This window comes from Nocardia sp. NPDC057440 (assembly GCF_042802915.1).
Classification (GTDB): Bacteria; Actinomycetota; Actinomycetes; order Mycobacteriales; family Mycobacteriaceae; genus Nocardia.
The window spans coordinates 121,834-148,317 of the sequence record NZ_JBHVDF010000002.1; the positions used below are offsets into that span (position 1 = coordinate 121,834).

At 66.4% G+C, this 26,484-nt stretch carries 24 protein-coding genes; 14 read left to right on the forward strand and 10 right to left on the reverse strand.

Going from position 1 to position 26,484, the window contains the following annotated elements:
- Nucleotides 1-7 precede the first annotated feature (7 nt).
- Both ACFU4Z_RS03620 and ACFU4Z_RS03625 read right to left on the reverse strand, forming a co-directional pair.
- Nucleotides 8-1,264, reverse strand: a complete 1,257-nt coding sequence (locus ACFU4Z_RS03620) for an NADH:flavin oxidoreductase (RefSeq protein WP_379059460.1) — start codon at nucleotides 1,262-1,264, stop codon at nucleotides 8-10.
- Nucleotides 1,261-2,181 (reverse strand): carbon-nitrogen hydrolase family protein, encoded by a 921-nt coding sequence (locus tag ACFU4Z_RS03625; protein WP_379059462.1) that lies wholly within the window; start codon nucleotides 2,179-2,181, stop codon nucleotides 1,261-1,263. The genes ACFU4Z_RS03620 and ACFU4Z_RS03625 overlap by 4 nt, the downstream gene beginning before the upstream one ends.
- A gap of 528 nt (nucleotides 2,182-2,709) precedes the next feature.
- Here ACFU4Z_RS03625 and ACFU4Z_RS03630 point away from each other — a divergent pair.
- The 9 genes from ACFU4Z_RS03630 to ACFU4Z_RS03670 all read left to right on the forward strand — a co-directional run bounded on the left by ACFU4Z_RS03630 (nucleotide 2,710) and on the right by ACFU4Z_RS03670 (nucleotide 9,365).
- Nucleotides 2,710-3,504 carry an LLM class F420-dependent oxidoreductase gene (locus ACFU4Z_RS03630; protein WP_379059464.1) on the forward strand — a complete coding sequence of 265 codons (795 nt, stop codon included), beginning with the start codon at nucleotides 2,710-2,712 and terminating at the stop codon, nucleotides 3,502-3,504.
- Between the two features lie 161 nt (nucleotides 3,505-3,665).
- Nucleotides 3,666-5,459, forward strand: coding sequence for an ABC transporter substrate-binding protein/permease (locus tag ACFU4Z_RS03635; RefSeq protein WP_379059466.1), 1,794 nt, complete (start codon nucleotides 3,666-3,668; stop codon nucleotides 5,457-5,459).
- Between the two features lie 3 nt (nucleotides 5,460-5,462).
- Entirely contained in the window at nucleotides 5,463-6,260 is a 798-nt protein-coding gene (locus tag ACFU4Z_RS03640) for an amino acid ABC transporter ATP-binding protein (RefSeq protein WP_379059468.1), read from the forward strand.
- 111 nt (nucleotides 6,261-6,371) lie between these two features.
- Nucleotides 6,372-6,668, forward strand: a complete 297-nt coding sequence (locus tag ACFU4Z_RS03645; protein WP_379059470.1) for a hypothetical protein — start codon at nucleotides 6,372-6,374, stop codon at nucleotides 6,666-6,668.
- 317 nt (nucleotides 6,669-6,985) lie between these two features.
- Complete coding sequence (locus ACFU4Z_RS03650) at nucleotides 6,986-7,342, forward strand: nuclear transport factor 2 family protein (RefSeq protein WP_379059471.1); 357 nt, start codon at nucleotides 6,986-6,988, stop codon at nucleotides 7,340-7,342.
- A 43-nt stretch (nucleotides 7,343-7,385) separates the two neighbouring features.
- Complete coding sequence (locus ACFU4Z_RS03655) at nucleotides 7,386-7,814, forward strand: hypothetical protein (protein WP_379059472.1); 429 nt, start codon at nucleotides 7,386-7,388, stop codon at nucleotides 7,812-7,814.
- Between the two features lie 132 nt (nucleotides 7,815-7,946).
- Nucleotides 7,947-8,786, forward strand: a complete 840-nt coding sequence (locus ACFU4Z_RS03660) for an alpha/beta fold hydrolase (protein WP_379059473.1) — start codon at nucleotides 7,947-7,949, stop codon at nucleotides 8,784-8,786.
- Nucleotides 8,787-8,847: 61 nt separating this feature from the next.
- Nucleotides 8,848-9,120: a type II toxin-antitoxin system Phd/YefM family antitoxin gene (locus tag ACFU4Z_RS03665; protein ID WP_379059474.1), complete on the forward strand. Its 273-nt coding sequence runs from the start codon at nucleotides 8,848-8,850 to the stop codon at nucleotides 9,118-9,120.
- Nucleotides 9,117-9,365: a type II toxin-antitoxin system RelE/ParE family toxin gene (locus tag ACFU4Z_RS03670; RefSeq protein WP_379059475.1), complete on the forward strand. Its 249-nt coding sequence runs from the start codon at nucleotides 9,117-9,119 to the stop codon at nucleotides 9,363-9,365. Before ACFU4Z_RS03665 ends, ACFU4Z_RS03670 begins: the two co-directional genes overlap by 4 nt.
- Before the next feature lie 36 nt (nucleotides 9,366-9,401).
- On the opposite strand, the gene ACFU4Z_RS03675 is transcribed toward ACFU4Z_RS03670, so the two are convergent.
- Genes ACFU4Z_RS03675 through ACFU4Z_RS03690 form a run of 4 tightly spaced genes read right to left on the reverse strand, consistent with a single transcriptional unit; the run spans nucleotide 9,402 to nucleotide 14,623 of the window.
- Nucleotides 9,402-10,670: a CHAT domain-containing protein gene (locus tag ACFU4Z_RS03675; protein ID WP_379059477.1), complete on the reverse strand. Its 1,269-nt coding sequence runs from the start codon at nucleotides 10,668-10,670 to the stop codon at nucleotides 9,402-9,404.
- Entirely contained in the window at nucleotides 10,667-12,250 is a 1,584-nt protein-coding gene (locus ACFU4Z_RS03680; RefSeq protein WP_379059478.1) for a tetratricopeptide repeat protein, read from the reverse strand. The genes ACFU4Z_RS03675 and ACFU4Z_RS03680 overlap by 4 nt, the downstream gene beginning before the upstream one ends.
- 1 nt (nucleotide 12,251) lies before the next feature.
- Nucleotides 12,252-13,271 carry a hypothetical protein gene (locus tag ACFU4Z_RS03685; protein ID WP_379059480.1) on the reverse strand — a complete coding sequence of 340 codons (1,020 nt, stop codon included), beginning with the start codon at nucleotides 13,269-13,271 and terminating at the stop codon, nucleotides 12,252-12,254.
- Nucleotides 13,271-14,623 carry a hypothetical protein gene (locus ACFU4Z_RS03690; protein WP_379060313.1) on the reverse strand — a complete coding sequence of 451 codons (1,353 nt, stop codon included), beginning with the start codon at nucleotides 14,621-14,623 and terminating at the stop codon, nucleotides 13,271-13,273. Before ACFU4Z_RS03690 ends, ACFU4Z_RS03685 begins: the two co-directional genes overlap by 1 nt.
- Nucleotides 14,624-14,769: 146 nt before the next feature.
- Between ACFU4Z_RS03690 and ACFU4Z_RS03695 the strand changes: the two genes are divergently transcribed.
- From ACFU4Z_RS03695 to ACFU4Z_RS03705, 3 genes are all read left to right on the forward strand, one after another.
- On the forward strand, nucleotides 14,770-15,315 hold the full coding sequence (locus ACFU4Z_RS03695) for a lipoprotein LpqH (RefSeq protein WP_379059481.1): 546 nt from the start codon (nucleotides 14,770-14,772) through the stop codon (nucleotides 15,313-15,315).
- 134 nt (nucleotides 15,316-15,449) lie between these two features.
- The gene (locus tag ACFU4Z_RS03700; protein WP_379059482.1) at nucleotides 15,450-16,253 is read left to right on the forward strand and encodes a hypothetical protein; all 804 of its coding nucleotides are present in this window, start codon (nucleotides 15,450-15,452) and stop codon (nucleotides 16,251-16,253) included.
- A gap of 164 nt (nucleotides 16,254-16,417) precedes the next feature.
- Nucleotides 16,418-18,481, forward strand: coding sequence for a PhoX family protein (locus tag ACFU4Z_RS03705; RefSeq protein WP_379059483.1), 2,064 nt, complete (start codon nucleotides 16,418-16,420; stop codon nucleotides 18,479-18,481).
- A gap of 89 nt (nucleotides 18,482-18,570) precedes the next feature.
- Here the strand turns inward: ACFU4Z_RS03705 and ACFU4Z_RS03710 are convergent, their stop codons facing one another.
- Together ACFU4Z_RS03710 and ACFU4Z_RS03715 are read right to left on the reverse strand one after the other, a co-directional pair.
- The gene (locus ACFU4Z_RS03710; protein WP_379059485.1) at nucleotides 18,571-19,317 is read right to left on the reverse strand and encodes a glycoside hydrolase family 25 protein; all 747 of its coding nucleotides are present in this window, start codon (nucleotides 19,315-19,317) and stop codon (nucleotides 18,571-18,573) included.
- A 99-nt stretch (nucleotides 19,318-19,416) separates the two neighbouring features.
- The gene (locus ACFU4Z_RS03715) at nucleotides 19,417-20,754 is read right to left on the reverse strand and encodes a glycogen debranching protein (RefSeq protein WP_379059486.1); all 1,338 of its coding nucleotides are present in this window, start codon (nucleotides 20,752-20,754) and stop codon (nucleotides 19,417-19,419) included.
- 285 nt (nucleotides 20,755-21,039) lie between these two features.
- Between ACFU4Z_RS03715 and ACFU4Z_RS03720 the strand changes: the two genes are divergently transcribed.
- On the forward strand, nucleotides 21,040-21,738 hold the full coding sequence (locus ACFU4Z_RS03720) for an SDR family oxidoreductase (protein ID WP_379059487.1): 699 nt from the start codon (nucleotides 21,040-21,042) through the stop codon (nucleotides 21,736-21,738).
- Nucleotides 21,739-21,798: 60 nt separating this feature from the next.
- Here the strand turns inward: ACFU4Z_RS03720 and ACFU4Z_RS03725 are convergent, their stop codons facing one another.
- The gene (locus ACFU4Z_RS03725; RefSeq protein ID WP_379059489.1) at nucleotides 21,799-22,482 is read right to left on the reverse strand and encodes a hypothetical protein; all 684 of its coding nucleotides are present in this window, start codon (nucleotides 22,480-22,482) and stop codon (nucleotides 21,799-21,801) included.
- A 232-nt stretch (nucleotides 22,483-22,714) separates the two neighbouring features.
- Here ACFU4Z_RS03725 and ACFU4Z_RS03730 point away from each other — a divergent pair, with 232 nt between their 5' ends.
- Nucleotides 22,715-23,506: a polysaccharide deacetylase family protein gene (locus ACFU4Z_RS03730; RefSeq protein ID WP_379059491.1), complete on the forward strand. Its 792-nt coding sequence runs from the start codon at nucleotides 22,715-22,717 to the stop codon at nucleotides 23,504-23,506.
- Nucleotides 23,507-23,628: 122 nt separating this feature from the next.
- Here ACFU4Z_RS03730 and leuS read toward each other — a convergent pair whose 3' ends face one another.
- Nucleotides 23,629-26,472 carry a leucine--tRNA ligase gene (leuS, locus tag ACFU4Z_RS03735; protein ID WP_379059492.1) on the reverse strand — a complete coding sequence of 948 codons (2,844 nt, stop codon included), beginning with the start codon at nucleotides 26,470-26,472 and terminating at the stop codon, nucleotides 23,629-23,631.
- Nucleotides 26,473-26,484: the final 12 nt, after the last annotated feature.

Consider the following 26,484-nt stretch of genomic DNA (forward strand, 5'->3'; position numbering starts at 1 on the left):
TGACCATTCACGACCTGCGTTTTCTCAGTGCTCCGAAGCCATTGCGTCGCACTGCGGCGACGAGCGCGCGAGACCAGTGGCGGTCGGGTTCGGGGTCGAGGCCCGCGGCGATGCGGTGGATCTGATCGGTATGCCACTGCACGTCGAGGATGCCGTCGAGTCGATGGATATCGGTGAGACGTTGGAACAGCCAACGCATTCCGATGCGATGCGAACCAGTTGGTGCGGTCGGTGAGCGACCGGCGAGCACAGTGGTGCCCGCGGACGGGGTCACGCACAGCATCCGCGCGAGGCCGACAATGTCGCATGCTCCCGCGGATAACGCCGATTCCATCGCCTCGACGGTTCGGAAGCCGCCGGTCAACATGAGCGGAATCTGGTTGGTCCGCACCCGGAGCTGTTCCGCGTAGGTCTGGAAGTAGGCCTCCCGCGCGGACGTCGAAGGGGCGAGATTGACGCCCGTCATCACGGGGCTGCTGAAGCTGCCGCCACTGATCTCGATCAGATCCACGCCTTCGGCCGCCAGCACCTCCGCGACAAGCATTGATTCGGTTTCGGTGAATCCGCCGCGTTGAAAGTCGGCGGAGTTGAGCTTGATTCCGACTGGATAGTCCGCGCCCACCGCATCGCGCACCGCCCGAACAACCGCCAGGGCGAACCGCATTCGGTTGTCCAGGGCACCGCCCCATTCGTCGGCACGCTGATTCGACAGCGGCGACAGAAACTGCGATATCAGGTAGCCGTGCGCCGCGTGGATCTGCACTCCGTCGAATCCCACCGCACGCGCGGCCGCCGCGGCCGCCGCGAAACCCGCGACGATCGTGTGGATCTGGTCCGGTTCGAGCGCTCTGGGGCGGACGGCGCCGGGAAAGTTCGCGGCGATCGCGCTCGGTGCGACCGGACGCAGCCGACTGGCCAGCGCATTGGCCTGACGGCCAGGATGATTGAGCTGCATCCACAGCTGATTGCCACCCGATCGTCCGGCGGCCGCCCACGCCCGCAGTCCGTCGAGGTCACTCTCCGGTGAGAGCATCACATTCCCGGGTTCGGCGACGTAGCGTTTGTCGACTGTCACATTGCCGGTGATCAGTAGCGCGCACCCGCTGGTCTGCGACCAGGTGCGGTACAGCAGCAGCAATTCCTCGGTGACGTTGCCCTCGGCATCGGCCAACGCCTCGCTCATCGCGGCCTTGGCCAGCCGGTTCGACAGCCGTTCTCCGCGCGGAAGGTCGAAGGGCCGCCGCACATGGGTCCCTGTGCTCATTGTGCGACGCCATGACGCGCGTACCAGCGCTGACCATGTTTGCGCTGGTAGGACCACACCAGCGCGGCCAGCATTCCCCGACGATGGAGCCAGTATCGGTTCGGCATCGGCTGTCGCCGCGGTTGCGCGTCGGGGACGATGTCCCCGACGACGAACCCCGCTCCCTCGCTGTGGTGCCGTCGCGCGATGACGGAGCCGTCGGCGGCGGTGATGGCGGCGCTGCCCTCGAAATGACCGCGGTAGCGAAACGGGAGCCACGGAGTCTTACAGACCAGCGGGCCCGCGTGCGCGGCGTGCACAACGGGGGCGCCGACGTACGGCGCAAACCCTGTGGCGGCCTTCTGCGCGGTCGCCTCGTTCCGGGTTTCCATCCGTCGAAACACCGCCCGTGGCCGCCACTCGGGGACCGACCACCACCCCGACCCGGCCAGTACCAGATCCACCTGACCGGCGAGCCTGTGCAAGGTCTTGGTGCGCATCAGCTCCCAGCAGAGCGCGACCCCGACGCGGTATCCGGGAACACCGAGTACGCCGTCATCGGTGCCGCCGACATAGAAGCTGTTCTCCCACATCGTCGGCAGGTCCTTGTCGTGACGGCCGAGGATGCCATCCGGTCCGGCGAGGAGGTAAGCGTTGCGGATGTGACCGTCGCCGTCTCGGCACAAGAACGATCCGCCGATCAGGACGCCGTGCTGGGCGGCGAGCCCGATCAGCAGGTCAGCGGCGACACCATCGGGCGGCAGCGCCGCACCGAGCAGCCGGTCGTCGAATCCGATCCCCGTGGTGAAGAACTCTGGCAGCGCGACGATCTCGGCACCGTCGCGCACAGCTGCGGTCGCCAGTCGATCACAGGCGGCGAGATTGGCATCGATATCGGCCAGGACCGGCACCAGCTGCACGGCTGCTACTCGAACCATATTCGGAACGGTACTACGCGGACTGTGTCGGCGGTCATGTCTTCAGCCGCGGGGCCATGGCTCTGGGCGGTGCGTGCGTGACGGCCGTGCCGAGGGATCGGCGCCACTCGAAAACCGTTGGGATCTCGATCTTTAGCTGGCAGCCGTTTACTCGTGCGATACAGCGTGAAGCTGGACACGGCGATGGAAACTCGGATGCCCGAGCTGAGCGCCGTGCTGTCGAGCGGCGGCGCTTTGTCCCGCACACCGGGCACCTCGGTACTGAGCGGTTCGTGACACGAGAGCAGCTCGCGAACCTGACAACACTGGCGGGTACTGCGGCGTACAACGCGTTGGCGTGAGTCCACCAGTACTGCGGATGGCCGTTCGATACCGATTACGAGCTCTAGAAGGTGATCGAACGGTGATCAAACTGGGTGGGCCCGCTCCCGATGCTCGAGTTCGCTCATGGGAAAGGAAGCCGACCGGATCGGGCCGTCGCCGGTAGCCTCGATCGGGGAGTCAGACCGAACGACGAGGAGCATGGAAATGACCCGACCGGTTCGTATCGGAGTTCAGCTACAACCACAGCACGCACCGAATTACGGACTCATCCGCGACGCTGTCCTGCGGTCGGAAGACGCGGGTGTCGACATCGTGTTCAACTGGGATCACTTCTACCCGCTGACCGGTGACCCGAACGGCGCGCACTTCGAGTGTTGGACGATGCTCGGCGCGGTCGCCGAGCAGACCGAGCGCGTCGAGCTCGGTGCGCTGGTCACCGGCGGCGGCTACCGCAACCCCGACCTGCTCGCCGACATGGCGCGCACGGTGGACCACATCAGCGACGGCCGACTGATCCTGGGGATCGGCGCGGGCTGGTTCCAGAAGGACTACGACGAGTACGGCTACGAATTCGGCACCGCGGGAACCCGGCTCGATCTCCTGAAGGAGAACATGGCCCGCATCGATGCCCGTTTGCGGAAGCTGAATCCACAGCCGACCCGAGACATTCCGATCCTCATCGGCGGTGGTGGCGAGAAGAAGACGCTGCGGCTGGTTGCCCAGTACGCCGACATCTGGCACAGCTTCGCCGACCTCGAGGTTCTCGCGCACAAGAACAAGGTGCTCGCCGAGCATTGCGCGACGGTCGGCACCGACGAAGGACACATCGAGCGTTCGGTGCACTGGCCGGGCGCGGAGCACGCCCCCGCGTTCCTCGCCGCGGGCGTGACGTTGTTCACCATCGGTGTCAGCGGCCCGAGCTACGACCTGAGCGAGGTCGAGCGGGCGATCCGCTGGCGCGACGAGATCAATCCGGAGCCGGTCAGCGGCCTCGCCTGACCGATTGCCGGGCATGCGGCTCCACCGCTACGCCGAGTTCGGATCACGGTGATCCGAACTCGGCGGCGCTGGACACACCGCCGAAACTGCCGGATGCGGACGTCGCGGAGCCGCCGGTGTAACTGTGGGATTGCGGTGGTTCCGGTCTAGGGTTCTGGATCATGGCTGGTCTGCCCGCTGTGCGGTCTCGTGCATTGATCGCTGTGATGCTGCTCGCCGTTGGCCTCGCGGCCACGGCGTGCGGCTCCGGCGACGATTCGTCGTCCAACCGCGATCAATGCTCGCCACCCGGGATCAGTGCCGCGTCCGCGGCGCCGACGAACCTCGGGTCGGCGGCGTCCGCCGGTGTAGATCGGTACACCACGGCGACCACCACGCCGGTCGGCTCCATCGACGCCAGCAAGCTGCGGCTGATCACACCGGGCAAGCTCAGCGTCGGCACGCTGTCGGACGCGCCGCCGAGCATCTGCCTGAACTCGACGGGCACTTTCACCGGCTTCGACAATGAGCTGCTGCGCGCGATCGGTGCGAAACTCGGTCTGCAGGTCGAGTTCTCGGGCACCGAGTTCGCACCGCTGCTGTCGCAGGTCTCCGGCGGACGCTTCGATGTCGGTTCGTCGAACATCACCACCACCGCGGAGCGCCGCGAACGCGTCGGCTTCACCAACGGCTACGACTTCGGCTACTTCTCCCTCGTCGTCGCCAACGGCAGCGCCATCAAGGGCTTCTCGGACCTGGGGCGCGGCACCAGGATCGCCGTCGTCCAGGGCACCGTGCAGGACGACTACGTGGTCAACCAGCTGCACCTGGATCCGGTGAAGTTTCCCGACTACGCCACCGCGTACGCGAACTTGAAGTCCGGCCAGGTCGATGCCTGGGTGGCGCCGTCGGCGCAAGCCGAGGGGCAGGTGCAGTCGGGTGACGGAACATCGATCATCCAGAACACCTTCAGCCTGGACAATTTCGTCGGCTACGCGGTCGCCAAGGACAACCAGCCGCTCATCGACGCGCTCAACAGCGGTCTCGACGCGGTGATCGCCGACGGCACCTACGCCGCGCTCTACACCGATTGGGTGCCCAGGCAGCTGCCGCCGGGCTGGAAGCCGGGCTCGAAAGCCGCACCCGTGCCGCAGCTTCCGGACTTCGCCGCCATCGCGGCGCAGAAGCCGCCGACCGATACCGCGCAGAGCGCGCCGAAGTCGACGATGCAGCAGTTGAAGGACACGTTCTTCGACTGGTCGTTGTATCGCAAGGCATTTCCCGACCTGTTCAAGACCGGTCTGCCGAACACGCTGATCCTCGCGTTGGTTTCCGGTGTCCTCGGCACCGTGCTCGGCATGCTGCTCGCGGTCGCCGGGATCTCCAGGACCCGATGGCTGCGCTGGCCGGCCCGCGTCTACACCGATATCTTCCGCGGTCTGCCCGCCGTGGTGATCATCCTGATCATCGGTCTCGGCATCGGCCCGGTGGTGCGCGGTGTCACCGGCAACAATCCCTACTGGCTGGGCGCGATCGCGCTGGCCTTGCTGGCCTCGGCCTATATCGGTGAGATCTTTCGCTCCGGCATCCAGTCTGTGGAGCCCGGTCAGCTGGAGGCGGCCCGCGCCATCGGCTTCGGCTACCGCCAGGCGATGACCCTGGTGGTGATCCCGCAGGGTGTCCGGCGCGTGCTGCCCGCGCTGATGAACCAGTTCATCGCGCTCATCAAGGATTCCTCGCTGATCTACTTCCTCGGTCTGCTCGCCACCCAGCGCGAACTGTTCGCCGTCGGCCGCGACCTCAACGCGCAGACCGGGAACCTCTCGCCGTTGGTCGCGGCGGGCCTGGTCTATCTGCTGCTGACCATCCCGCTCACCCACCTGGTCAACTACATCGACCGCCGCATGCGCACCGGCAGGCCCGACCAACCCATCGACCAGGTCGAGGCGGCCACCATCACGGAAGGGCGCGGATAAACCATGAGCGAGCGAACCGAGAACACAGCGCCCGAAGGCAGTCCTGCTGGAACCGAGCGTCAGCGCGGTGGAGGCACGAGCGCCTCCCTCACCGGTACCGGTCTGCATCTGACGCTGGGGCGCAACCATGTGCTGCGCGGTATCAACGTCCACGTCGACGCGGGCAAGACCACCACCGTCATCGGTCCGTCCGGCTCCGGCAAGTCGACCCTGTTGCGGGTGCTCAACCGGCTGCACGAGCCGGATCAGGGCGATGTGCTGCTGGACGGGAAGTCGGTGCTGACCGAGGATCCCGACCGGCTGCGCCAGCGCATCGGCATGGTGTTCCAGCACTTCAACCTGTTCCCGCACAAGACGGTCGCCGACAATATCGCCCTCGGCCCGCGCAAGCTACGGGGGTTGTCCAAGGACGAGGCGCGGACGCTGGCTATCGAACAGCTGCAGGTTGTCGGGCTGGCCGAAAAGGCCGATTCGCGTCCGTCGAACCTCTCCGGTGGCCAGCAGCAGCGGGTGGCGATCGCGCGTGCGCTCGCCATGAAGCCGGAGATCATGTTCTTCGACGAGGCGACCTCGGCGCTGGACCCCGAGCTGGTCAAGGGCATCCTCGCGGTCATGGCCGACCTGGCCTCCGGCGGTATGTCGATGATCGTGGTGACCCACGAAATGGGGTTCGCCCGCAGCGTTTCCGACAGCGTCGTGTTCATGGACGCCGGTCAGGTCGTCGAGATCGGCACCCCGCAGTCCCTGTTCGACGACCCCCAGACCCCACGCCTGCAACGGTTCCTCTCCCAGGTGCTGTGACCCGGCAGGTGTGACCTGTGGCACACCCCGAGCAAACTGCATAGATGCGCACCTGCTAATATGTTCGGCACTATCGGCTCCACCTGTACCGGCTATCGGGAAGGAAGTCTGATGACCACCGCACACCGGCAGCACACCGAACATGAGCACGTCCACGGCCCGGGCTGTGGCCACGCCGAGATCACCCATGGCGACCACGTGGAATACGCCCACGACGGCCACCTGCACCGCGAGCACCAGGGCCACTGGGATGAATGCGAGCCCACCGGCCACACGGAGTGCGCCGCCCACGATCACGTGCACGGCGAAGGCTGCGGCCACGATGCGGTCCAGCACGGCGACCATGTCGACTACCTGCACGACGGTCACCGTCACGCCGTCCACGACGGTCATTACGACGAACACTGAAACCTGTTGAATCGCCGTGCCTTCGGGCGCGGCGATGGGTTACTTTTCGAGTGTTAGCAATGGGGCGCTCGGCGGATGCCGTGACCTGGTGCCACTCGAGGGGGGATCGTCCGAACCGGCGTGCACGGTCCGATCGCGGAAGGCGATCCGCGCCTGGAATTCGAGATGGTGCGCAGGCTGTGACCCGATGTAGGTACCCCGGTGCCGAAAGTACTTATAGACGACTGATTCGCCACCCCACGGCTAGGTCATAACGTAGTTCTCGTCCAACACGGACAGCGAGAAACCGCAGACCACAAGCCCTTTCGGAGGCCATCATGAACACCATCGTCACCCAGTACCTCGAAGCCTGGAACACCACCGACCCCACCGCCCGCACCGCCGCGATCGCCCGCGTCTTCACCGAAACCGTCACCTACACCGACCCCCTGGTCACCGTCACCGGCCACCACGAACTCGACGCCGCCATCGCCGGCGTGCAAGCCCAATTCCCCGGCTGGATCTTCACCCTCGCGGGCCCCGTCGACGCCCACCACAACCAGGTCCGCTTCACCTGGAACCTCGGCCCCGCCGACGGCCCCGCCGTCGTCGTCGGCTTCGACGTCGCAGTCATCGACGACAACCGCATCACCCAGGTCCTGGGCTTCCTCGACAAAGTCCCCGCTGGAGTCTGAACCCCACCCCGAAACCTGCTAGACCAGAGGGAAACCCACCATCATGACCACCACCACTGCCACTACACCGTCCTACCTCGACACCCTGCTCGCACCCGGACCGAAACTGCTGCGCACCTCCCTGCGCCTGGACGCCGTCATCACCGGTGTCAACGGCTTGGCCTACCTCGCCCTGTCCGGACCACTGGAAACCCTGCTGGGCCTGGACACCCGCATCGGGATCCCGATCGGGATCTTCCTGACCCTCTACGGCATCGCGGTCGCCCTCATCAGCGCACCCACCACCATCAACTCCGGCCTGGTCCGAACCGTCATCGCCGGGAACGCCGCTTGGGCGGTCATCAGCCTCGCCGCCCTGATCGAAGGAGCACTCGAGCTCAACACCGTCGGAGGTATCTGGACGGTCATGCAAGCCGCCACCGTCGGCGGGTTCGCCGCCCTGCAATACCTCGGGCTGCGCCGCAACAAGTGACCCGAACCCACCACGACGACAACCACCACCGACTCACGCGGTATCGGCTACCCGCCGATACCGCGTTCGTCGTCTCCGGGGTCCTGGCGCGGCCCGGTGGAGCTGTCGGGGTGGGCCTCTAGAGTCGACCAGGTGATCGAGGCAATCAAGATTCCCACCGCGGCGGGCACCTTCGACGCGCTGGCCTGTGGGGAACCCGGCGGTCGCGAAGTCATGCTCCTGCACGGTTTCCCGGAAGCCGCCATCGAGTGGGAGTTCCAGCTCGACGCACTCGGCAACGGCGGTTGCCATGTCGTCGCCCCTGATCAGCGCGGCTATTCGCCCGGTGCGCGTCCCGAGCACGTCGCCGACTACCGAGTCGAGGAGTTGGTGGGCGACGTCGCCGCCATCGCCGACGAGCTCGGCTGGCGGCGATTCGATCTGGTCGGCCACGACTGGGGCGCTTATGTGGGCTGGGCCGCCGCGGCGGCCATGCCCGAGCGAATTCGCACCTGGACCGCGGTGTCGCTACCGCACCCCGCCGCCTTCCTTCGCGCGCTCACCGAGGACGAAGACCAGGCTCAACGCTCCAGCTACTTCGCGCTGCTTCGCCGCCCCCGGGTCGCCGAGCGCATGCTGCTCGCCGACGATGCGGCCGCGCTCCGCCAGATCTTCGAATGGAAGATCCCCGAAGAGCGGATAGACGACTACATCCACCGCCTCACCCAGCCCGATGCCCTGACCGCGGCCCTGAATTGGTACCGGGCCATGCATCTCGCGGCCCCGACCGATGCCGTGGCGGTCCCGACTCTCTACGTGTGGAGCACCGAGGACAGCACCATCGGCTCCACCGCGGCCATGGCCACCGAACGCCACGTCACCGGCCCCTACCGCTTCGAAATGCTCGAAGACGTCTCACACTGGATCCCCGAACAAGCCCCCGAAGCCCTCACCCGCCTGATCATGGAACACCTCCTCGCCCACCGCACCTAGATCAGCCGGGTCGCACGGCCATCCGTGTCGCCATCGGTGCCGAATGTGTAACATGTTGAACATGAGTACGCATAGCCTGCGGGATCTGCGGATGCAACTCGGTGCCATTGTCCGTGGGGTAGCTGCGACCGGTGAAGAAGTGATCGTCACCGATAGTGGCAGCCAGGTCGCGGTGATCATCTCGATGGCCGACTACGAGCGGCTGCACGAGCATGCGGATCTCGTGGACGCGCTGCGGCTGCGCCACATGCGTGACGAAGCATACGAGACCATGTCGATGTCGGAGATGCTCGATGCACTGGGTGTGGATCCGGCATCGGTGCTCGCCTCGTGAGAATTGCGTTCCATCCTGACGTCCTCAAACAACTGCAGAAGCTGCCGCGTGACGTACTCGAGGTCGCTTTGCACGCGATCATCGCGCTGACCAAGGACCCGCGACCGACCGGCTCGAAAAAGCTTGTCGGGAGTCAGGACTGGCGAATCCGCATCGGGCAGTACCGCATCGTGTACGAGATCGACGACAAGGAGCAGGTCCTGACGGCCTTCACCGTCGCCAAGCGCTCCGACGACTATCGCTAGCCAGGATCGCCGGGTCGGGATCTCGGGTCGCGGCGCTCAGGTGCTGACGGTGGCGAAGGCGGCCCAGAGTATGGGGGAGTGTTCGATGGATCGGTCGGTGCGCCATCGGGTGAGGCGGGCTCGTTGCCAGTCGGCGAGAGCGGTTGTCGGGTCGGGGTGTTCGTGGGCGGCATCGATGGCGCAGATGGCGTCCTGCAGGGGGCGGGCTTCGGGGGGTGCGCCTGCCAGGCGTTGGAAGGCGAGATCGGTGGGGAGGGGCCATCTGCTCGCGGTGACCAGCTCGGCGCCGCCGTTGATCATGGCGGCGACGAGGCCGAGTGCTTCGCTGAAACGCATATCGCCGCCGCTTTCGCAGGCAATGAGGGCGACTCGGCTCGGGATCGGCCAGAGCAGCGCCCCGTCGATGGGATCCTGGGTGAGGGTGTGGGTGCCCAGCAGCAGGTCTTTGGCCGAGAGCGGGCGGTGCGCGCGGGTGGGGGCGGCGAAGCCGACGGTGTCGGCGGTGCAGGACAAATGCAGTTCGGCGTCTTCGCTTCGGCCGGATTCGGGTGCGGCCGCGGTGACGTGACCCACGTAGACCAATCGACTCGCGCCTTCTCGCAAGGCTTTCGCGAGCCAATCGCGATCGACATCGGTGCGGCGGAATGCTTCGATCGGGTCCTCGACAGCGGGCAGGAGGCGGCCGAGCGCGTGGTATTCGGCGACACGGCGAGCGACCGGAGTGTCGGCGTCCATCCGGCCGAGCACCGATCCCAGCATGGAATCGGCGCGGTATCCCGGAACGCGAGGATCGAGCACCGCCACCACTGGCTGTTCCCGCGTGTCGTGCCAGGATCGGGCCGTCCGTCCTCGGCTGTGCACGATGCTGGCCGGGGCGAGCAGGCTGACGTCCGCGATATCGACGAGGCGCAGCGCGGGGTCAGGAGCGATGATCTCCCAGGGCACCTGAGCCAATCGCGGCGACGGCTGCAACCGCAGATGCGGCCGTATCCCGCGCGTGTGCAGGTCGTGCAACTGTGCGGCCAGTCCGTAAGGCAGCAGGGCTCGTGAAAGAGCTTGCGCGACAAGATATTCGGAGTCGTGCGTGGCGAAAGCCCCAGTCGTCATGGCGCGTTCGAGTGCGTCCGGTTCGGCGGGGTTCGGCAGGGCAGCGGCCAACCGCCGCACCGCGTCGGTGATCGGCGCTTCGGGCAGCATGCTCGCGCCCTGGCTGTGGACATTCCCGATCCAGCGCCACGACATGTAGAGATCCCCGGCATCGGCCATGCGCACGATGACCGTCGGTTGTTCCGGTGGGTTCGTCATGCGGGCAGCACCCGGCTGTCCCGAACCGGCCGGCCATAGCGCTGTTCAGCGGCGGTGATGTAGGCGTCGAGCGCGATATGCCCGTCGGGGGCGACAGCCAGGCGCGGCGGCGGCGCAACCGGCAGTCCAGCACTCGCCGCGACCGCGGCCAACGCCGTTCCGAGCTGCGGCGCGCCGCCGGATTGTCGGCCCGTGCCCAGCTGCATCGGCATGCCGGGTTGCGGTGCGGGAGGCGGTTCGTCCGCGGCTGCCGGTGGATCGAGGAGTTCGAGCGGGAGTTGCCTCGCGGCCGCGTATTCGGTGCCGTGCGCGGGTGGACTCGCATTCAATGCCGTACCAGCGCATTGTGTTTCGATGAGATCCACCAGCACGGGGCCGTTGCCCGACAGGTAGGCGAACCGGAAGGCCATGCGCATCGCCGGGTCGGCGATCTGGCGATTCCACTGCTCGCGCTGATTGCCGTTCGGGAGCGTATAGCGCACGGCATCGATGGCGAGCGCGGAAGAAATGGACAGATCGACAGCCCGGGAGAGCAGCGCGGGATCGGGAGTCTCGGACTGCTCGAGCACCATCTCCAGCAGCGCCGCGTGCCAGAAGTCGAGTTGGGCGCAGTGCAATCCGAGGCCGCGCTCGGCGTAGGCGGTGAAAGCCGCGGCCAGCAGTGCCTCGCCCGCGTCGAATCGACCGGTCTTGTAGTCCACGGTCGCCAGGCGCGCCTGTACATCGGCCGCGTCCAGCGCCGCTTCTGACGCACGAAAGTAGGCCAGGCTGCGGCCGTACAGCTCGTAGGCCCGATCGGCGTCGCCACGGCCCTCGGCGAGAAATCCCATGGTCTTGAGGCCGACGCCGGCCCGATACCCGAGCCCGGCCTGCTCGAAGTACTCCTGGCTGGACCGCAGCGGTTGTTCCGCCTCATCGAACCGGTCCAGCCTGACGTACATGATGGCCAGATTCTGTTCGGTCTCGGCGACCGCGTTGTGATCGCCCGCGGTGTCGAACGCGGCGAGCGCCTGCTGTGCGAAATCGAGTGCGAGCTCGCGGCGGCCGGTTTCGAAATAGATGCCACCGAGCGTCGACAGCGGATGTCCCGCCAGATACGGCGCGAAACGCACTGCCGCGTCGAGTGATTCGGTGGCCAGCTCGATGGCGTACGCCCAGTTCTGGCGATGGAAGGCGACGGCGGTCAACGACAGCAGGCAGGCCACGCGCAGGTGCGTCTCGTTGTTGTGCTCGGTGAGCATCGTCCGCGCCTGTTCCAAAGCCTGTTGCGCGCCGTCGAGGTCGCCGACATGCTGCAGCGCTTGGGACAGATTGACCAGTGCGGCGGGGCGTTTCTCGATGGCGTCCGCGGGCATCTCCTCCAGCGCCTCACGAAACAGGAGTACCGCACCCGCGTGATCGCCGATCTCATCGCGCATGCTCGCGGCATTGACCAGTGCGCTCACGCGCAGACCTTCGGTGCTGGTGGCCGCGATATTTTCGAACAGGCGCAGTGCTTGGGCAACCTCGCCGCGGCTGTAGGCCGCCGCACCTTCCGCAAGCAGCTTGCTCCCGTCGTCGTCCGCCCCGTCCTCGGCCATGTCAGAAGTCCGATTCCGAAGCGGCGGCGGCAATTTCGGCAAGCAGTGGCGCGTCGAAGGCTGCGTCGTCGTCGACTGCCGCACGCCGCAGCCGGGTCGTGGCGATGTCTCGCACCTGCTGTCGGATACCCGAGTTCCCGAGTCCGGGCGCGCCGACGCCGGGAACATAGACCTCTACGGACGACACCGCCTCCGCGGTCGTGGTCGCCTGCCCGGTCCAGGTATCGCCGACGAGGTTCAGTTCGGTCTCGACCGTCTCGGCGGAGGCGGCGATCAGCGCGCGCGGATGCAGGTGCGCCGGAATATCGGCGGCCAACCGGGGCGCGGCGACCACCTCCACCCCGATGGTCGTCGTTCCGGGAGATCGGGACACCTGCCAGGACACCGCATGCTCGGAGGCATCGATGAGCCCAGGTGGGCAGCGGTGCCAATCCCAGCCACCGCTGCCGCGCGCGAGGACGAGCGCATGCGCCGACGTTCCCGAGACCGAGCCCGCCGCCAACGCGTAGTCCTCAGCACGAGTAGGGATTTCGAGCGTCGACAGGTCGTCGCTCGACACGGCCTCGGCATCGTCGTCGACAATCAATTCGCATTCCTCCCGCAGGGCGGCGATTTCCTGGTCGAGCAGCCGTTCGTCGAGTGGTGCGATGCCGTCGATGGTCGACGCGGGCCACCACCGCGCCGCCCATTGTGCGTACCCCAGCCGCCATGCGTTCGCGGCGAGCCGAGGTAGCGCCGGCTGCACCGTGAGTTCGGTGGTGTCACTATCGAATTCGTCGGCCGCCAGCGCGATGGCTGCGCCGTACACAGCCCATATCCACTCCTGGGCGAGCGTCATGTCATCGATGACCGCGGCCGGAATCGGTTGCCCGGAAGCCAGACTCCAGGTGAGATGCCCGCCCAATACTTCGAGCACCACGACGTCGGCATCCGCCGCATCGTCCAGCACGGTCGGCGCGCCCTCGGGTGCGATGATCCACAGGTCGTCCTCGACCCGGCGGATGGTGACGGTCCCGGTCATCAGCTCGCCCTCGATTCCGACGAGTCAAGTTCCTGGGCAAGGGAACTCGCGCTCAGCGCTTGCTTGACCCGCATCCGGTGGTCGAGCATGACGGAGCGAGCGACACCATCGAGCAGATCCCACAGCTCGTCGGGCTCGTAGATGCCGCACTCCCTGACATCGCGGCCGTGCAGGCGAACCCATAGCCGCCGGAGGTAGGGCCGCCACGGCGTGCGCAGTTCGGCGGCGATGGCGGCCAGCGGTCCAGGGTTCGCGGTGTGGTCGGAACTCACCGCGAGCCGCCGTGCCTGCAGCACGTACGCCTCGCGCTGCCAGCGGCTGTTGATCACGCGATGCGCCGTCGTCTCCGCATCATGCGACGCACTGACGACCCGGCCATGACGTGGCCGCCGCGTGAGCGTCGCGATGGGGCTCAACCCCTGCGCGAGTGTGATTCCCGCGGTCGCGGCGACGCGCAGCGACTCATCGAGCAGCGCCCACGGCGCACAGCTGCGCGCGATTTCGATCGTCACCAGCTCCGGGATCGGCGGCAACTCGGCGCGCTCGCTGGAGGCTTGCAGCACGGTGAAGACGCGCTCGTAGATGGTGCGGTCGAACGGCAGGCCGAGGTTGGCCGTCGAGGCCGAGGCGCCGAGCTCGGGTGGCTGCGGCGCGCAGCGCGCGGTGAGCCCGAGCTCGCTGGCGGTCGGCGTGGATACGTTGTCCCAGAGCCGAATTCCTCCGTGCGTGCCCGCATGAGTGGCGAGCAGGCGGTCGAACTCCTTGTGTCCATTGTGCGGAGACTGCCCGAGTCGGGCGGCCGCGCATATGTCCAGCAGCGAGCGCACCACGAGGCTGTGATCACCCGTCGGCGCACCCAGCGGCCGTCGCTGCCATGCGATATCGATCAGCGCGCCGAGCGCGCCGATGTGTGCGCCGTCGGTGAGGTGCTCCTTCAGCGCCTGTGTTGTCCGCCCGGCGGTGAATTCGTGGATATCACGTAAAGCGGATTCGGCAATCACTCTGTCCCGCACCGGATCCGGTGCGCCCGTCGTCGTCGCGAGCTCGAAACAGCGTTGAAAATACAGATCCTGCGGATTGCCTTCGGTGATTCGCAGGGCGCGCCGGACCTGCTTGAGCAACGTGAACCAGGAAGCAGTCGCGCGAAGCACGTCCGTGGCGGCGTGCATGCGCGTGGCGAGCAGGGTCGCGCCGTCCGCGGTGAGTATCGAGCCCGCGCAGAGCGGGTTCTGGACGGGGCGGATCACCAAGGGATCGAGAATGAGCTTGACGGTGCGGCGCAGTGGCCCGCCATGCGGCCCGCTGAGGGGCTCGACGCCGTCGAGGCGGCGCCAAACCTCGTCCAGCACCATCGCGCGCGGCCGTCGCATTCGACCAGGTTATCGGACTATCGACCAATTCAGACACCGGAAAACCTGGGATCGGTAGGGCGCGACCGGTTTCTACCTTTCTCGTATCGGCTCCACACCGGGGCCGCACGAAGCAAAGGAACGACATCATGAACACCAAGCCGGTTCGCATCTCCGCCGCCGCTCTCACCGCCGCCGCCGCGCTCGCCCTGTTCGTCACAGGGTGCAGCGACGACGCGAGCACCTCGCCCGCCGCTCCTTCGGCCAAGCCTGCCACCTCCGCGGCGCCGTCCGGCCCGGCAGCGGGCAAGTCGGTGGCCGCGGTGGACGGCAAGGCGCTCGAAGGGAAGTTCGAAACCACCTGCGCCAAGCAGGGCGGCACGCTGGCCCTCGCGCTCAGCGACACCAGCAACGCGACCTACGGCACCCTCGGCGTCAGCGCCTCCATCTCCGGCACCGACACCGTGGACGCGGTGGCGATCGCGGGCAGCAAGGGCGGTTCCAACGGCCTGCCCTACGCGCTGGGCTTCGGCAACGGCATGCCGGGCGGCTCGGCCAAGCTCGTCAAGGACGGCAATACCTACAAGATCACCGGTGAGGGCGTCAGCGGCCCCGACATGAGCAACCCGCTCGCGGGCCCTACGACGGCGAAATTCGATATCACCTTCGCCTGCTCAACGGTCGTCGGCGGCTGATCCGCGACCAGACGCCGACTCCGCTCATGCCCGGCACGTCCGCCGCCGCCCCGTCATTGCGAGGGGTGGCGGGGCGGCCCGGGCGTGCGCGGACCGACGGGTAATCCCCCACCCGCTACCACCGAAGGCACATCATGAAAACCATCGCCCGCGCCGTCGCCGCCGCATTCGGCATCTTCTCCGTCGGCTTCTATCTCTGGCACGGCCTCACCTATGTCCCCTCCGGGGCGTACGACGACGGCATGCTCGCCTGGGTCGGTCCCCAGATGGCGCTGCCGATCATCGCGCTCACCGTTGTCCCGCTCGTTTTCGCGTTCACCGGCGAAGGCATCCTGGAGGCGTTCACCGGGGGCAACAGCTCGTCGTTCCGGAACGGTCTGGTGGGCATCGGCACCATCACGTCGTATCGGCAGACCGGGCTGAGCGTCAACGATCAGCCGCAGGTGCGCATCGAGTTCAGCGTCGAGGGCGTCGACGGCAAGATCTTCGATTCCGCGGCGAAGCTGATCGTCCCGCTCACCGAACTCGCCCTGCTGCAGCCCGGAGTCGTGCTGCCGGTGCGCTACCTGCCCGGTCGAACCGACAAGGTCGAGGTGGATCGCTCGGGTGACACCTCGGCTGCGCAGCAGGCGATGAACGAGTCCATGATCCGAAAGGGATTCACCACGAAGGGCAAACTCGATATCGCCGCCCGCGGCATCACGACGCAGGCGGTGGTGCAATCGCTCGCCGTGCCGGGCGAAATCCGCGACGGCCACTCCAAAATCGAACTCGGGCTCGTCGTGACCCGGCCCGACGGAACGACATTCGCCACCCGTGTCGAGAAATTCCTGCCGCCGGCGAGCGTGGCCCGAGTCCAGGTCGGCCGCATCCTGCAGGTCCACTATCTGCCGGAGAATGAACAAGAGGTCGTGATCGCGCTGCAAGTCAATGCGTAGTCGCACCGCACATGTCGCTGTCGCTCCCTTCCGGAGATCGAGAGCGACATCGGTGTTTTCCGTATACTGAGGGTCGCCTAATTGGTCGTTCGTTCATCTGAGCTTTTCCTGTGAATAGCCTGCGGCGTTTACCGTGCGCGCGTCGGACCGATCCAGGAGTCGCCGTGAAACCTCTCGCCCTCTTCGTGAAGCATGACGGCCAGTCGTCGCGCGCTTCCGTGACTTGTGAATACAAATGCGCGAACGCGTGCTTCCACGAGGTGCCCAACACCTCCGGTGGCGAATACTTCGGTGACATCGTCAGCTCGCTGAACCGTCGTGGGCTGATCAAGGGCGGCGCCGCGGCAGTGCTGGCCGTCGGCGCAGGCAGCGTGCTCGCGGCCTGTGGTGACGACGCCTCCGCGGGCACGGTCACCCCGACGAATACCCCGGCGGGCCCGGTGGGCACCGGCACCGGCTTCACCGCCGTCGCGCCGAACAAGGAAGACGCGATCGTGATCCCCGAGGGTTACGAGCAGTCCGTGGTGATCCGCTGGGGCGACCCGCTCTTCGCGGACGCGCCCGCTTTCGACTTCGAGAAGCAGACCGCCGCGGCGCAGGCCAAGCAGTTCGGCTACAACAATGACTTCGCCGCGTTGCTGCCGATCGAGGGCCAGGCCAACAGCTATCTCCTTGTGGTCAACCACGAGTACACCACCGGCCCGCACATGTTCCGTGGCTACAACAAAGAGGCGCCGACCGACGAGCAGATCGCGATCACCATGGCCGCGCACGGCTTGACCGTGGTCGAGGTCAAGGGCGAGGCGGGCACCGGAAAACTGACCCCGGCCTTCGGCAAATACAACCGCCGCATCACCGCGACCACCGAGTTCGAGCTGACCGGTCCGGCCGCGGGCAGCGCGTTCGTCATGACCACCGCGGACCCGACCGGCACCAAGGTGCTCGGCACCTTCGCCAACTGCTCGGGCGGCGTGACCCCGTGGGGCACCGTGCTTTCCGGCGAGGAGAACTTCAACGGCTACTTCGCCAACGGTGACAAGGTGTCGGAATCGGCGGATAAGCCGCGGGTCAAGCGATACGGCTTCACCAAGGGCGGCACTCCCAACCAATGGGAGCGTGCGGACAAGCGCTTCGATCTCGCGCAGGAACCCAACGAGGCCAACCGTTTCGGTTATGTCGTCGAGGTCGACCCGTGGGATCCCGCCGCCACCCCGATCAAACACAGTGCGATGGGCCGCCTCAAGCACGAGGGCGCCACCATCTATGTCACGAAGAACGGCGACGTCGTCTCCTACACCGGTGACGACGAAAAGTTCGACTACATGTACAAATTCGTGTCCTCGCGCAAGATCCAGGCGGGGACCGGCCAGGCGAGCATGCGCCACAACCTGACCATTCTGGACGCGGGCACGCTGTATGTCGCCAAGCTGACCGGCAGCCACCCGGACAAGGTCGACGGCAACGGCACGGTGCCCTCGGACAAGGGCTTCACCGGCACCGGCGAGTGGCTTCCGCTGCTGGAGACCGGCGCCGACGGCAAGGGCACATCGCTCGTCGAGGGCATGAGCGCGGCCGAGGTCGCGGTGTTCACCCGGCTGGCCGCCGACAAGGTCGGCGCCACCAAGATGGACCGCCCGGAGGACTTCGAGGCCAACCCGTACACCGGCAAGGTGTATGTCGCGCTGACCAATAACGACAACCGCGGCAAGGAAGGCAAGCAAGGTCCCGACGAGGCCAACCCGCGCAACCTGAACAAGAACGGTCAGATCCTCGAAATCGACGACGACCACACCGGGACCAAGTTCACCTGGTCGCTGTTGCTGGTCTGCGGTGACCCCGCCGCAGCGGACACCTACTTCGCCGGCTTCGACAAGACCAAGGTCAGCCCGATCTCCTGCCCGGACAACCTCGCGTTCGACCCCTACGGCAACCTGTGGATCTCCACCGACGGCAATGCGCTGAAGTCGAACGACGGTCTGTTCTCCGTGGTGCTCGACGGCGCGAATCGTGGTGAGACCAAGCAATTCCTCACGGTGCCGCGCGGCGCCGAGACCTGTGGTCCGATCGTCACCGAATCGCGCGTCATGGTGTGCGTGCAGCATCCGGGCGAGGCCGACGACGCGACCCCGGAGAACCCGTTGTCGCACTGGCCCGACGGCGGCGATAAGCAGCCGCGACCCTCGGTCGCGGTGGTATGGAGGAAGGGCGGCGGCCGGATCGGTGTTTAATCGATCGGCAGGCCACCTGCTGTGAAGGAAACGGAGCCGCTACTCATCCTGCAGGGAGTAGCGGTTTCGTCTTTTTCCGCCGTGGCCGTTCAGCTGCTGCCGAGCGGGCTGCTGATATTCGCGTAGCGTGCGAAATCGCCTTGGGCGCCGCTGTAGACGTTCACATCGGTGACGCCCGCGATACCGGGAACATTGCCGCGGTCGGTGGTCTGCCAGAACGTCCAGGTCGGCCAGCCACCGGGCACGTCGGGTTGGTCGTTGCCGCGGTAGTCGGCGATCCAGAGCGGGTAGTGGACGAACTCGTTCGTGTTCGCCATTGCGCTCTTCCAGAAGTTCGGATAGGTGTAGACGATCGGTGTCCGGCCGGTCAGCGCCTGGACGGTGTCCAGGTAGCGGTGGGTCCAGTTGATCAGTCTCGCCGGGTCGAGGCCGCCGGTGATTTCCAGGTCGAGCACCGGCGGCAGATCCAGCGGCCCGTTCTGTCCGAGCACCGTCGCCGCATACAGCGCGGCCTGCGGTTCCGGCGGCAGGCCCGGCTGGGCATAGTGGTAGGTCCCGCGGGCCACGCCCGCCGCGCGCATGAGCAAGCTGTCCTGAACGAAGTACGGGTTGACGTAGTTCAGGCCCTCGGTGGCCTTCACCATCGCGAAGTCGTGGCCGGAGCGCCGGACCGCGAACCAGTCGATGAACCGGCCGTCGACATGCTGCCATGACGAGACATCCGGTCCGACCGGTGTGGCCGCCGCAGTGCCCGGTATGGTTGCGGTGAGGATGCCGCTGACCGCGATCGCGGACAACGCAAGAGCGTGGGTCGATCTCCAACGAGTGCTATGCATGCTGTTCGACGATAGCGACAAGCTCTTGCTGTGGCCAGTGTTGTGCATGATTCATTTGCGCAATATTCGCCACAGTGTGGTTAGTGGTGTCAGATCGGGTCAGCCGAGCCAATCGAGAACCGACGCTGCTGTCCAGGACTGCTGCATGCTGCCCAGCGGTTCGCCGGTGAACGGCTCGTAGTACTCGGCGAAGCTGCCGTCGCTGGCTTGGCGCAGCCCTTCGGCGCGGAGCATGAACGAGCGTTCCGCCCAGCCGCGGCGGGCGAAGACCCAGGAGAACAGCCAGCTCATCACCGGCCAGACCGGGCCGCGCCAATACTCGCGGGAACGGAAGTCCTTCGAGACGGGCGAGGTCGACGGCGGTAGCGCGTAGCGCAGGTCGGGATGGCCGCAGAAGCGCGGGCCCTCGAATAGGCGTAGCAGGCTGCGTTCGGTGTCGCGGGGCAGACCGCCGCACAGCAGCGGTGCGAACATCGACAGTGTCTCGGTGCCGATCCACCGCTGCAGCCGGACGTCGAAGTCCCGCGCCGCGCCGGTGCGCGCGTCGGTGGTCGCGACAACGCCTGCGCGGAACCGCTCGGCCCAGGTGTAGAGGTCACGCACATCCGCGTGCGGCTGCTTGTACTCCTCGCCGATATTGGCGAGCACCTCGCAGGCCAGCGCGAAGATCGCCGTGACGAACACGTCCTCCACCGCGAAGCTCATCGTCGAGGACAGCTGGTAGTCGTCGTATCCGGCGCGGCGCATCTGCTCGACCAGCCATAGGTAGCGGTCGTATTCGCGGTCGCTCGGTCGCTGCGACCGGTCGGCGACCACCAGCACGTCTTTGCGTCGATACGGCGGCAGGTCGCCGACGACCACGTTCTGATAGGCCCGATCCCAGCGCGGCGAGTTGTCCATGCCCGATTCCCAGCCGTGGTACAGCGTGATCCGGCCGCTTTCCTTGGGGTCGCGGGCGTGTGCCATCCAGCGATGCCAGCGCACCAGATCCGGCCAGCGGCGGTTGAGGAATTCCTCGGCCACCGCCCTGGTGCTGCGCCCGTGCCTGCGCGAATGATCGAGGATGCGCTGCACCGCGATGGCGTGCACCGGTGGCTGGGTGATGCCCGAGGTGTCCGGGCCGTCGGGCGCGTTGGCGGCCAGCTTCCGGCATTCCCACCGGGCCGGGCCAGGGAAGTATCCGTCGACGCCGTTGGCGAAGACGATGTGCGGGATCATCCCGTTCTTCCACTGCGCCGAGAGCAGCGTGTCCAGCTCGATGACCGCCCGCTCGACGCTCAACGGGGCGAGGCCGACCGCGACGAACGCGGCATCCCAGCTCCACATATGCGGATACAGCCGGGGCGCCGCGCTCGTCATAGTGCCCAGATCATTGCCCCGCAGCAGATAGGCGGCGCGGGCCGCGAGCTGTGTCGGGGTGAAACCCGGGTGTGCCATGCCCCTATTCTGCGATGACACCGGAAGGTATGCCCGCTCGGTGGTGTCTGGCGTTGCGTTCGACACAGCACCATGCAGGTCGCTCGGAACAGCGCTTCCGGTGGCGACCGCTGGCAGGTCGCTCGAAATAGCACCGGTCGTGCTGGTGGCCGACTCGTATTCGGTGGAACTCACCCGTGCCCCGTCCGTGGAGATTGTTATACCGACGTATCCATGCATCGCCGCGCATGCGGACGGTGCTACGGGTTTCCCGGCGAGTTTTGCGAAACTACTACGGTGGGGCTCATGACTTCCGTCGTGACCAGCACTCCGAAGCCGACCGCGCTGATCACCGGCGCCAGCCGCGGGCTCGGCGCCGCCATCGCGCGTGAGCTCGCACCCACGCATGATCTGCTGCTCGGCGCCCGCTCCGCCGAGGCGCTGCGCGACATCCAGCGCGAACTTCCCAGCGCCACACCGTGGCCCGTCGAATTGACCGACTACGCCGCGGTGGCCGCGGCGGTCGCGCCTATACAACGGCTGGATGTGCTGGTGCACAACGCCGGTGTGGCGGATCTGGGCACCATCGCCGAATCCTCGGTGCGGCAGTGGCGACATACTTTGGAGGCCAACGTGATTGCGGTCGCCGAGCTCACCAGGCTACTGCTTCCCGCATTGCGCACGGCCAATGGTCATGTGGTGCTGATCAATTCGGGGGCGGGGCTGCGCGCGAATCCGGGTTGGGCCTCCTACGCCGCGAGCAAGTTCGCGCTGCGCGCCTTCGGTGACGCATTGCGACTCGAGGAACCCGCACTGCGCGTGACCTCGATCCACCCCGGCCGGATCGATACCGACATGCAGCGCGAGATCATCGCCGGTGAGGGTCGCGAGTACCGGCCCGAGGAATTCCTCACCCCGGAGACCGTCGCCGCGACGGTGCGCAATGCCATCGACACCCCGCGCGACGGGCATCCGACTGAAATAGTGTTGCGGCCGCACGGGTAGACGCCGGGTGGGTCACTGCCCATTGGTAGCAATGGGATAATAGATTTCTTCATTCATCGGTCATAATTCTCTTGGCCGGTAGTTGGGGTTCGGGATGAAATCATCTGATTCCCATTCCTGTGGGCGTTGCAAGCGTGCCCCGACGATGAATTCGGGGCGAATCCCACCAGGAAAAGCTATTTCCTCTTGCTGCGTAGTATGAATATGCTGGTAAACTCGCTCAGATGCCATCGCGCCGAGGTCCACTCCGCCCGGTGCATCGATCGTGTAAGTGTATGTTCTCCGGAATCCGCTCTGGCTGAGTAAAGCCTCACGACGCGTCGTGGCCAAAAATCCTGAGTTGGGGTCCCCTGACTCGTGGTTCAACAAGGAAGATGCTGTGCCACGCGTTTGGAACCCCTCCTGAAATATTACTTCCGGTGGACGGTTGTCGGCGCGGTACAGCAGGTTGTTATCAGTTCGCCACAGCGCAGGTTGGCCGAAGCCGTGGGTGGTGACGTCGACGTCTCGGTGGAACGCTGCGAGAAAGGGGTCTGTCGGCCGCGTGCGCGACGTGGTTGGCGCAGTGATCCGAGATGCAATTTCCTCGTTTTTATGCGAAATGGTTTGGTTGCCATCCGTCAGAGATCGATGGGTGCCCCGATAGTACTGGCCGGCGGACAACGTAATTTTCCCGGTTCCGTCAATGAGACGCTCCATGGCTTCGGTGAGCTTGCGAGCAGCAGAATTCAACATTCCGCTCATAGTTTCGATTTCACCGGTCTGTACACGACGACCACGATAGCGACGTCCCCGTCCGAAAGCCTCCCGGAAATGGCATTATGTCGGGTTTGCGGCCGATCATGTCGGGTTTGATACGTATTCCTGGAATTCAGCTCTCGGACAGGTCCGATCGGTACAGTGCCCACTGTTCGCATGTTCGTCCCGCAATGAGAGTGCGTGACGCCGCATTCGAACAGAGCTGAAGGGTTGCGACATGGATAGACGTCGGTTGTTGTCGGTACTCGCCGCGGGGACAGCGGTCGCATCGGCCGGCCGTGTGGTGGCGGTGGGCGAACCGATCGGTACCGGGTCTGCGGGCGGCGGTAGCCCGATTCTGCCGCCCGCGCCGCGCTTGCCACCGCCGCCCGGCGGACCGAAGACGCCGATTCCGGCGTCGACCATCACCGCGCTGCCCGGACCGGGCAACAGCATGGCGTTGACCGTCGACGACGGCGCCAGCCCCGAGGTGGTCGCCGCCTACATCACATTCGCACGAGAGACTGGCGCCCGGTTCACCTTCTTCGTGACCGCCTACTACGACTCATGGAGCATTCATCGGAATGCGTTGCGGCCCTTGGTGGAGTCGGGACAGATCCAGTTGGCCAACCACACCTGGGACCATCCGGATCTGACCAAACTGTCCGGCTCGGCCGTCGCTGCCCAGCTCGATCGGGCAAAGCGCTACCTGCTCGACAACTTCGGCGTGGACGGAACTCCGTACTTCCGGCCGCCGTTCGGCAGGCACAACGGCACGGTGGACCGGGTGGCCGCGGACCTCGGATACACCGTGCCGACCATGTGGTACGGCTCGCTGTCGGACTCCGGTGTGATCACCGAGGACTACCTGATCGAGTGCGCCCGTAGGTATTTCAACCCGCAGACCATCGTTATCGGGCACGCGAACGCGCCTGCGGTCACGCATTGCTACGGGCAACTGGTCGACATTGTCAAGGAGCGCAACCTCGCGCTGGTCACGCTGAACGACGTCCTGCTCCCGCCGCGCTGAGGCGAACGTATTCGACTGTCGCACTTCGATTGGTCCGAGCACCACAGTCGACACCGACTGCGCGCCCGGCCTTCCCAGCGCCGCACCGGAAACGAATTCCGGCCCGGCGCGGGAGCCGGAGGTCAAGCGACGATGTTCACCAGACGCCCTGGCACCACGATCAGCTTGCGCGGCGCATTGCCGCCCAGCAGTGCGGCGATCTTCTCGTCGGCGAGCGCGGCCGCCTCGATGGCCGCGTTGTCGGCATCGGCCGACACCTGAATCCGGCTGCGCACCTTGCCGTTCACCTGGATCGGGTACTCGACCGACGCGTCGACCAGCAGCGCCGGATCGGCGACCGGGAAGGGGCCATGGGCAAGCGACCGGGTGTGGCCGAGGCGTTCCCACAGCTCCTCCGCGATGTGCGGGGCCATCGGCGCCAGCATCAGCACTACCGGCTCCACCGCCGACCGCGGCGCGCCATCGGGGTAGGTCTTGGTGAGATGGTTGGTCAGCTCGATGAGCTTGGCCCCCGCCGTGTTGTCGCGCAGCGCCGCCAGATCCTCGTCCACGCCTGCGATCGTCTTGTGCACAAGGCGCAACGTCTCATCGGCGGGCGCGGTGTCGGTGACCCGCAGCCCGCCGGTCTCCTCGTCGACCACCAGTCGCCAGACACGCTGCAGGAAGCGGTGCGCGCCGACGACATCCTTGGTCGCCCACGGCCGGGAAGTGTCGAGCGGCCCCATCGACATCTCGTAGAAGCGGAAGGTGTCGGCGCCGTACAGATCGCACATCTCATCGGGAGAGATGGCGTTCTTCAGCGACTTTCCGATCTTGCCGTACTCCTGGAACGCCTCGATCTCGGTGCCGGTCTGGTCGATCCAGAAGAACTTGCCGTCGCGTTCCACGATCTCGGCGGCGGGCACGTAAGCGCCGCGCTCGTCGGTGTAGGCGTGGGCCTGGATGTAGCCCTGGTTGAACAGCCTGCGGTACGGCTCGAAACCGGTCACATCGCCGAGGTCGAAGAGCACCTTCTGCCAGAACCGCGCGTACAGCAGGTGCAGCACCGCGTGTTCGACGCCACCGACATACAGGTCGACACCGCCCGGATCGTCCACACCGTGCTCGCCGGCGCGCGGACCGAGCCAGTACTGCTCGTTCTCCTTGGCGCAGAACGCTTCGCTGTTGGTCGGGTCGGCGTAGCGCAGCTGGTACCACGAGCTGCCCGCCCAGTTCGGCATGACATTGGTGTCGCGCCGGTACATCTTGGGGCCGTCGCCCAGATCCAGTTCGACATTGACCCAGTCGGCGGCCTTGGCCAGCGGCGGGGACGGCTCGGAGTTCGCGTCGTCGGGATCGAAGGTGACCGGCGCGAAGTCGTCGAGCTCGGGAAGCTGCACGGGCAGCATGGATTCCGGCAGCGCGTGCGGTGCGCCGTCCGCGTCGTAGACGATCGGGAACGGCTCGCCCCAGTACCGCTGCCGAGCGAACAGCCAGTCGCGCAGCTTGTATTGGATGGTGCCCTTGCCGTGGCCTTCGGTCTCCAGCTTGGCGATGATGGTGGCCTTGGCTTCCTCGACCGACAGGCCGTCGAGGAAGCCGGAGTTCACCAGTGCGCCGTCGCCGGTCACCGCCGCGACGGTGATGTCGCCGCCCGCGATGACCTCGACGATCGGCAGCCCGAGCGCCGTCGCGAAATCCCAGTCCCGCTGGTCGTGGCCGGGCACCGCCATGATCGCGCCGGTGCCATAGCCGCTGAGCACGTAGTCGGCGATGAAGACGGGCACTTGCGCGCCGTTGGCCGGGTTGGTGGCGTAGGTGCCGAGGAAGACGCCGGTCTTCTCCTTGTTCTCCTGGCGTTCCAGATCCGACTTGGCGGTGATCGACTTGCGGTAGGCGGCAACGGCTTCCGCGGGTGTCGCGCTCTCGTTGGACCAGCGCGCATCGGTGCCGCCGGGCCATGCGGCCGCGGTCAGCTTGTCGACCAGCTCGTGCTCGGGGGCCAGCACCACATATGTTGCGCCGAACAGGGTGTCGGGCCTGGTGGTGAAGACCTCGATCTGTTCGCCCGCCGCGTCGAACTTCACCTGTGCGCCACGGGATCGTCCGATCCAGTTGCGCTGCATGGACTTCACGTTCTCCGGCCAGTCCAGCCGATCGAGATCGTCGACCAGCCGGTCGGCGTAGGAGGTGATGCGCATCATCCACTGCCACAGGCGCTTACGGAACACCGGGAAGTTGCCGCGCTCGCTGCGGCCCTCGGCGGTGACCTCTTCGTTGGACAGCACGGTGCCGAGTCCGGGGCACCAGTTCACCATCGAATCGGTCTGGTACACCAGACGATAGGAGTCCAGCAGCGCCGTGCGCTCGCCGCCGCTGAGCGCGTCCCATGCGCGGCCGTCCGGTGTCGGCCGCGCACCGGAGGCGAACTGGCCCTCGAGTTCGGCGATCGGGCGGGCCCTGTCCATTTCCAGGTCGTACCAGGCGTTGTAAATGCGCAGGAAGATCCACTGGGTCCAGCGGTAGTACTCGGGATCGGTGGTCGCGAACGTGCGCCGCCGGTCGTGCCCGAGCCCGAGCCGGTCCAGCTGCCGCTGCATGGTGGCGATGTTGGACTCGGTCGTCACCCGCGGATGGGCGCCGGTCTGCACCGCGTACTGCTCGGCAGGCAGGCCGAAGGCGTCGTAGCCGAGCGCGTGCAGCACGTTGCGCCCGTGCATCCGGTGGTAGCGCGCGAAGACGTCGGTGGCGATGTAGCCGAGTGGATGCCCGACGTGCAGGCCCGCGCCAGAGGGGTACGGGAACATGTCCTGGACGAAGAGTTTGTCCGCCGGGGTCGCACCCGCGAGCGGACCGACCGGGTTCGGTGCGTGGAAGGTTCCGCGCTCCTCCCAGATCCGCTGCCACCGATCCTCGATGCGGACGGCGAGGCCAGCGTTATACCTGTGCTCCGGTACAGCGCTTTCGGTTGCACGAGTGTCCTGCACAGTCCTGCCTTC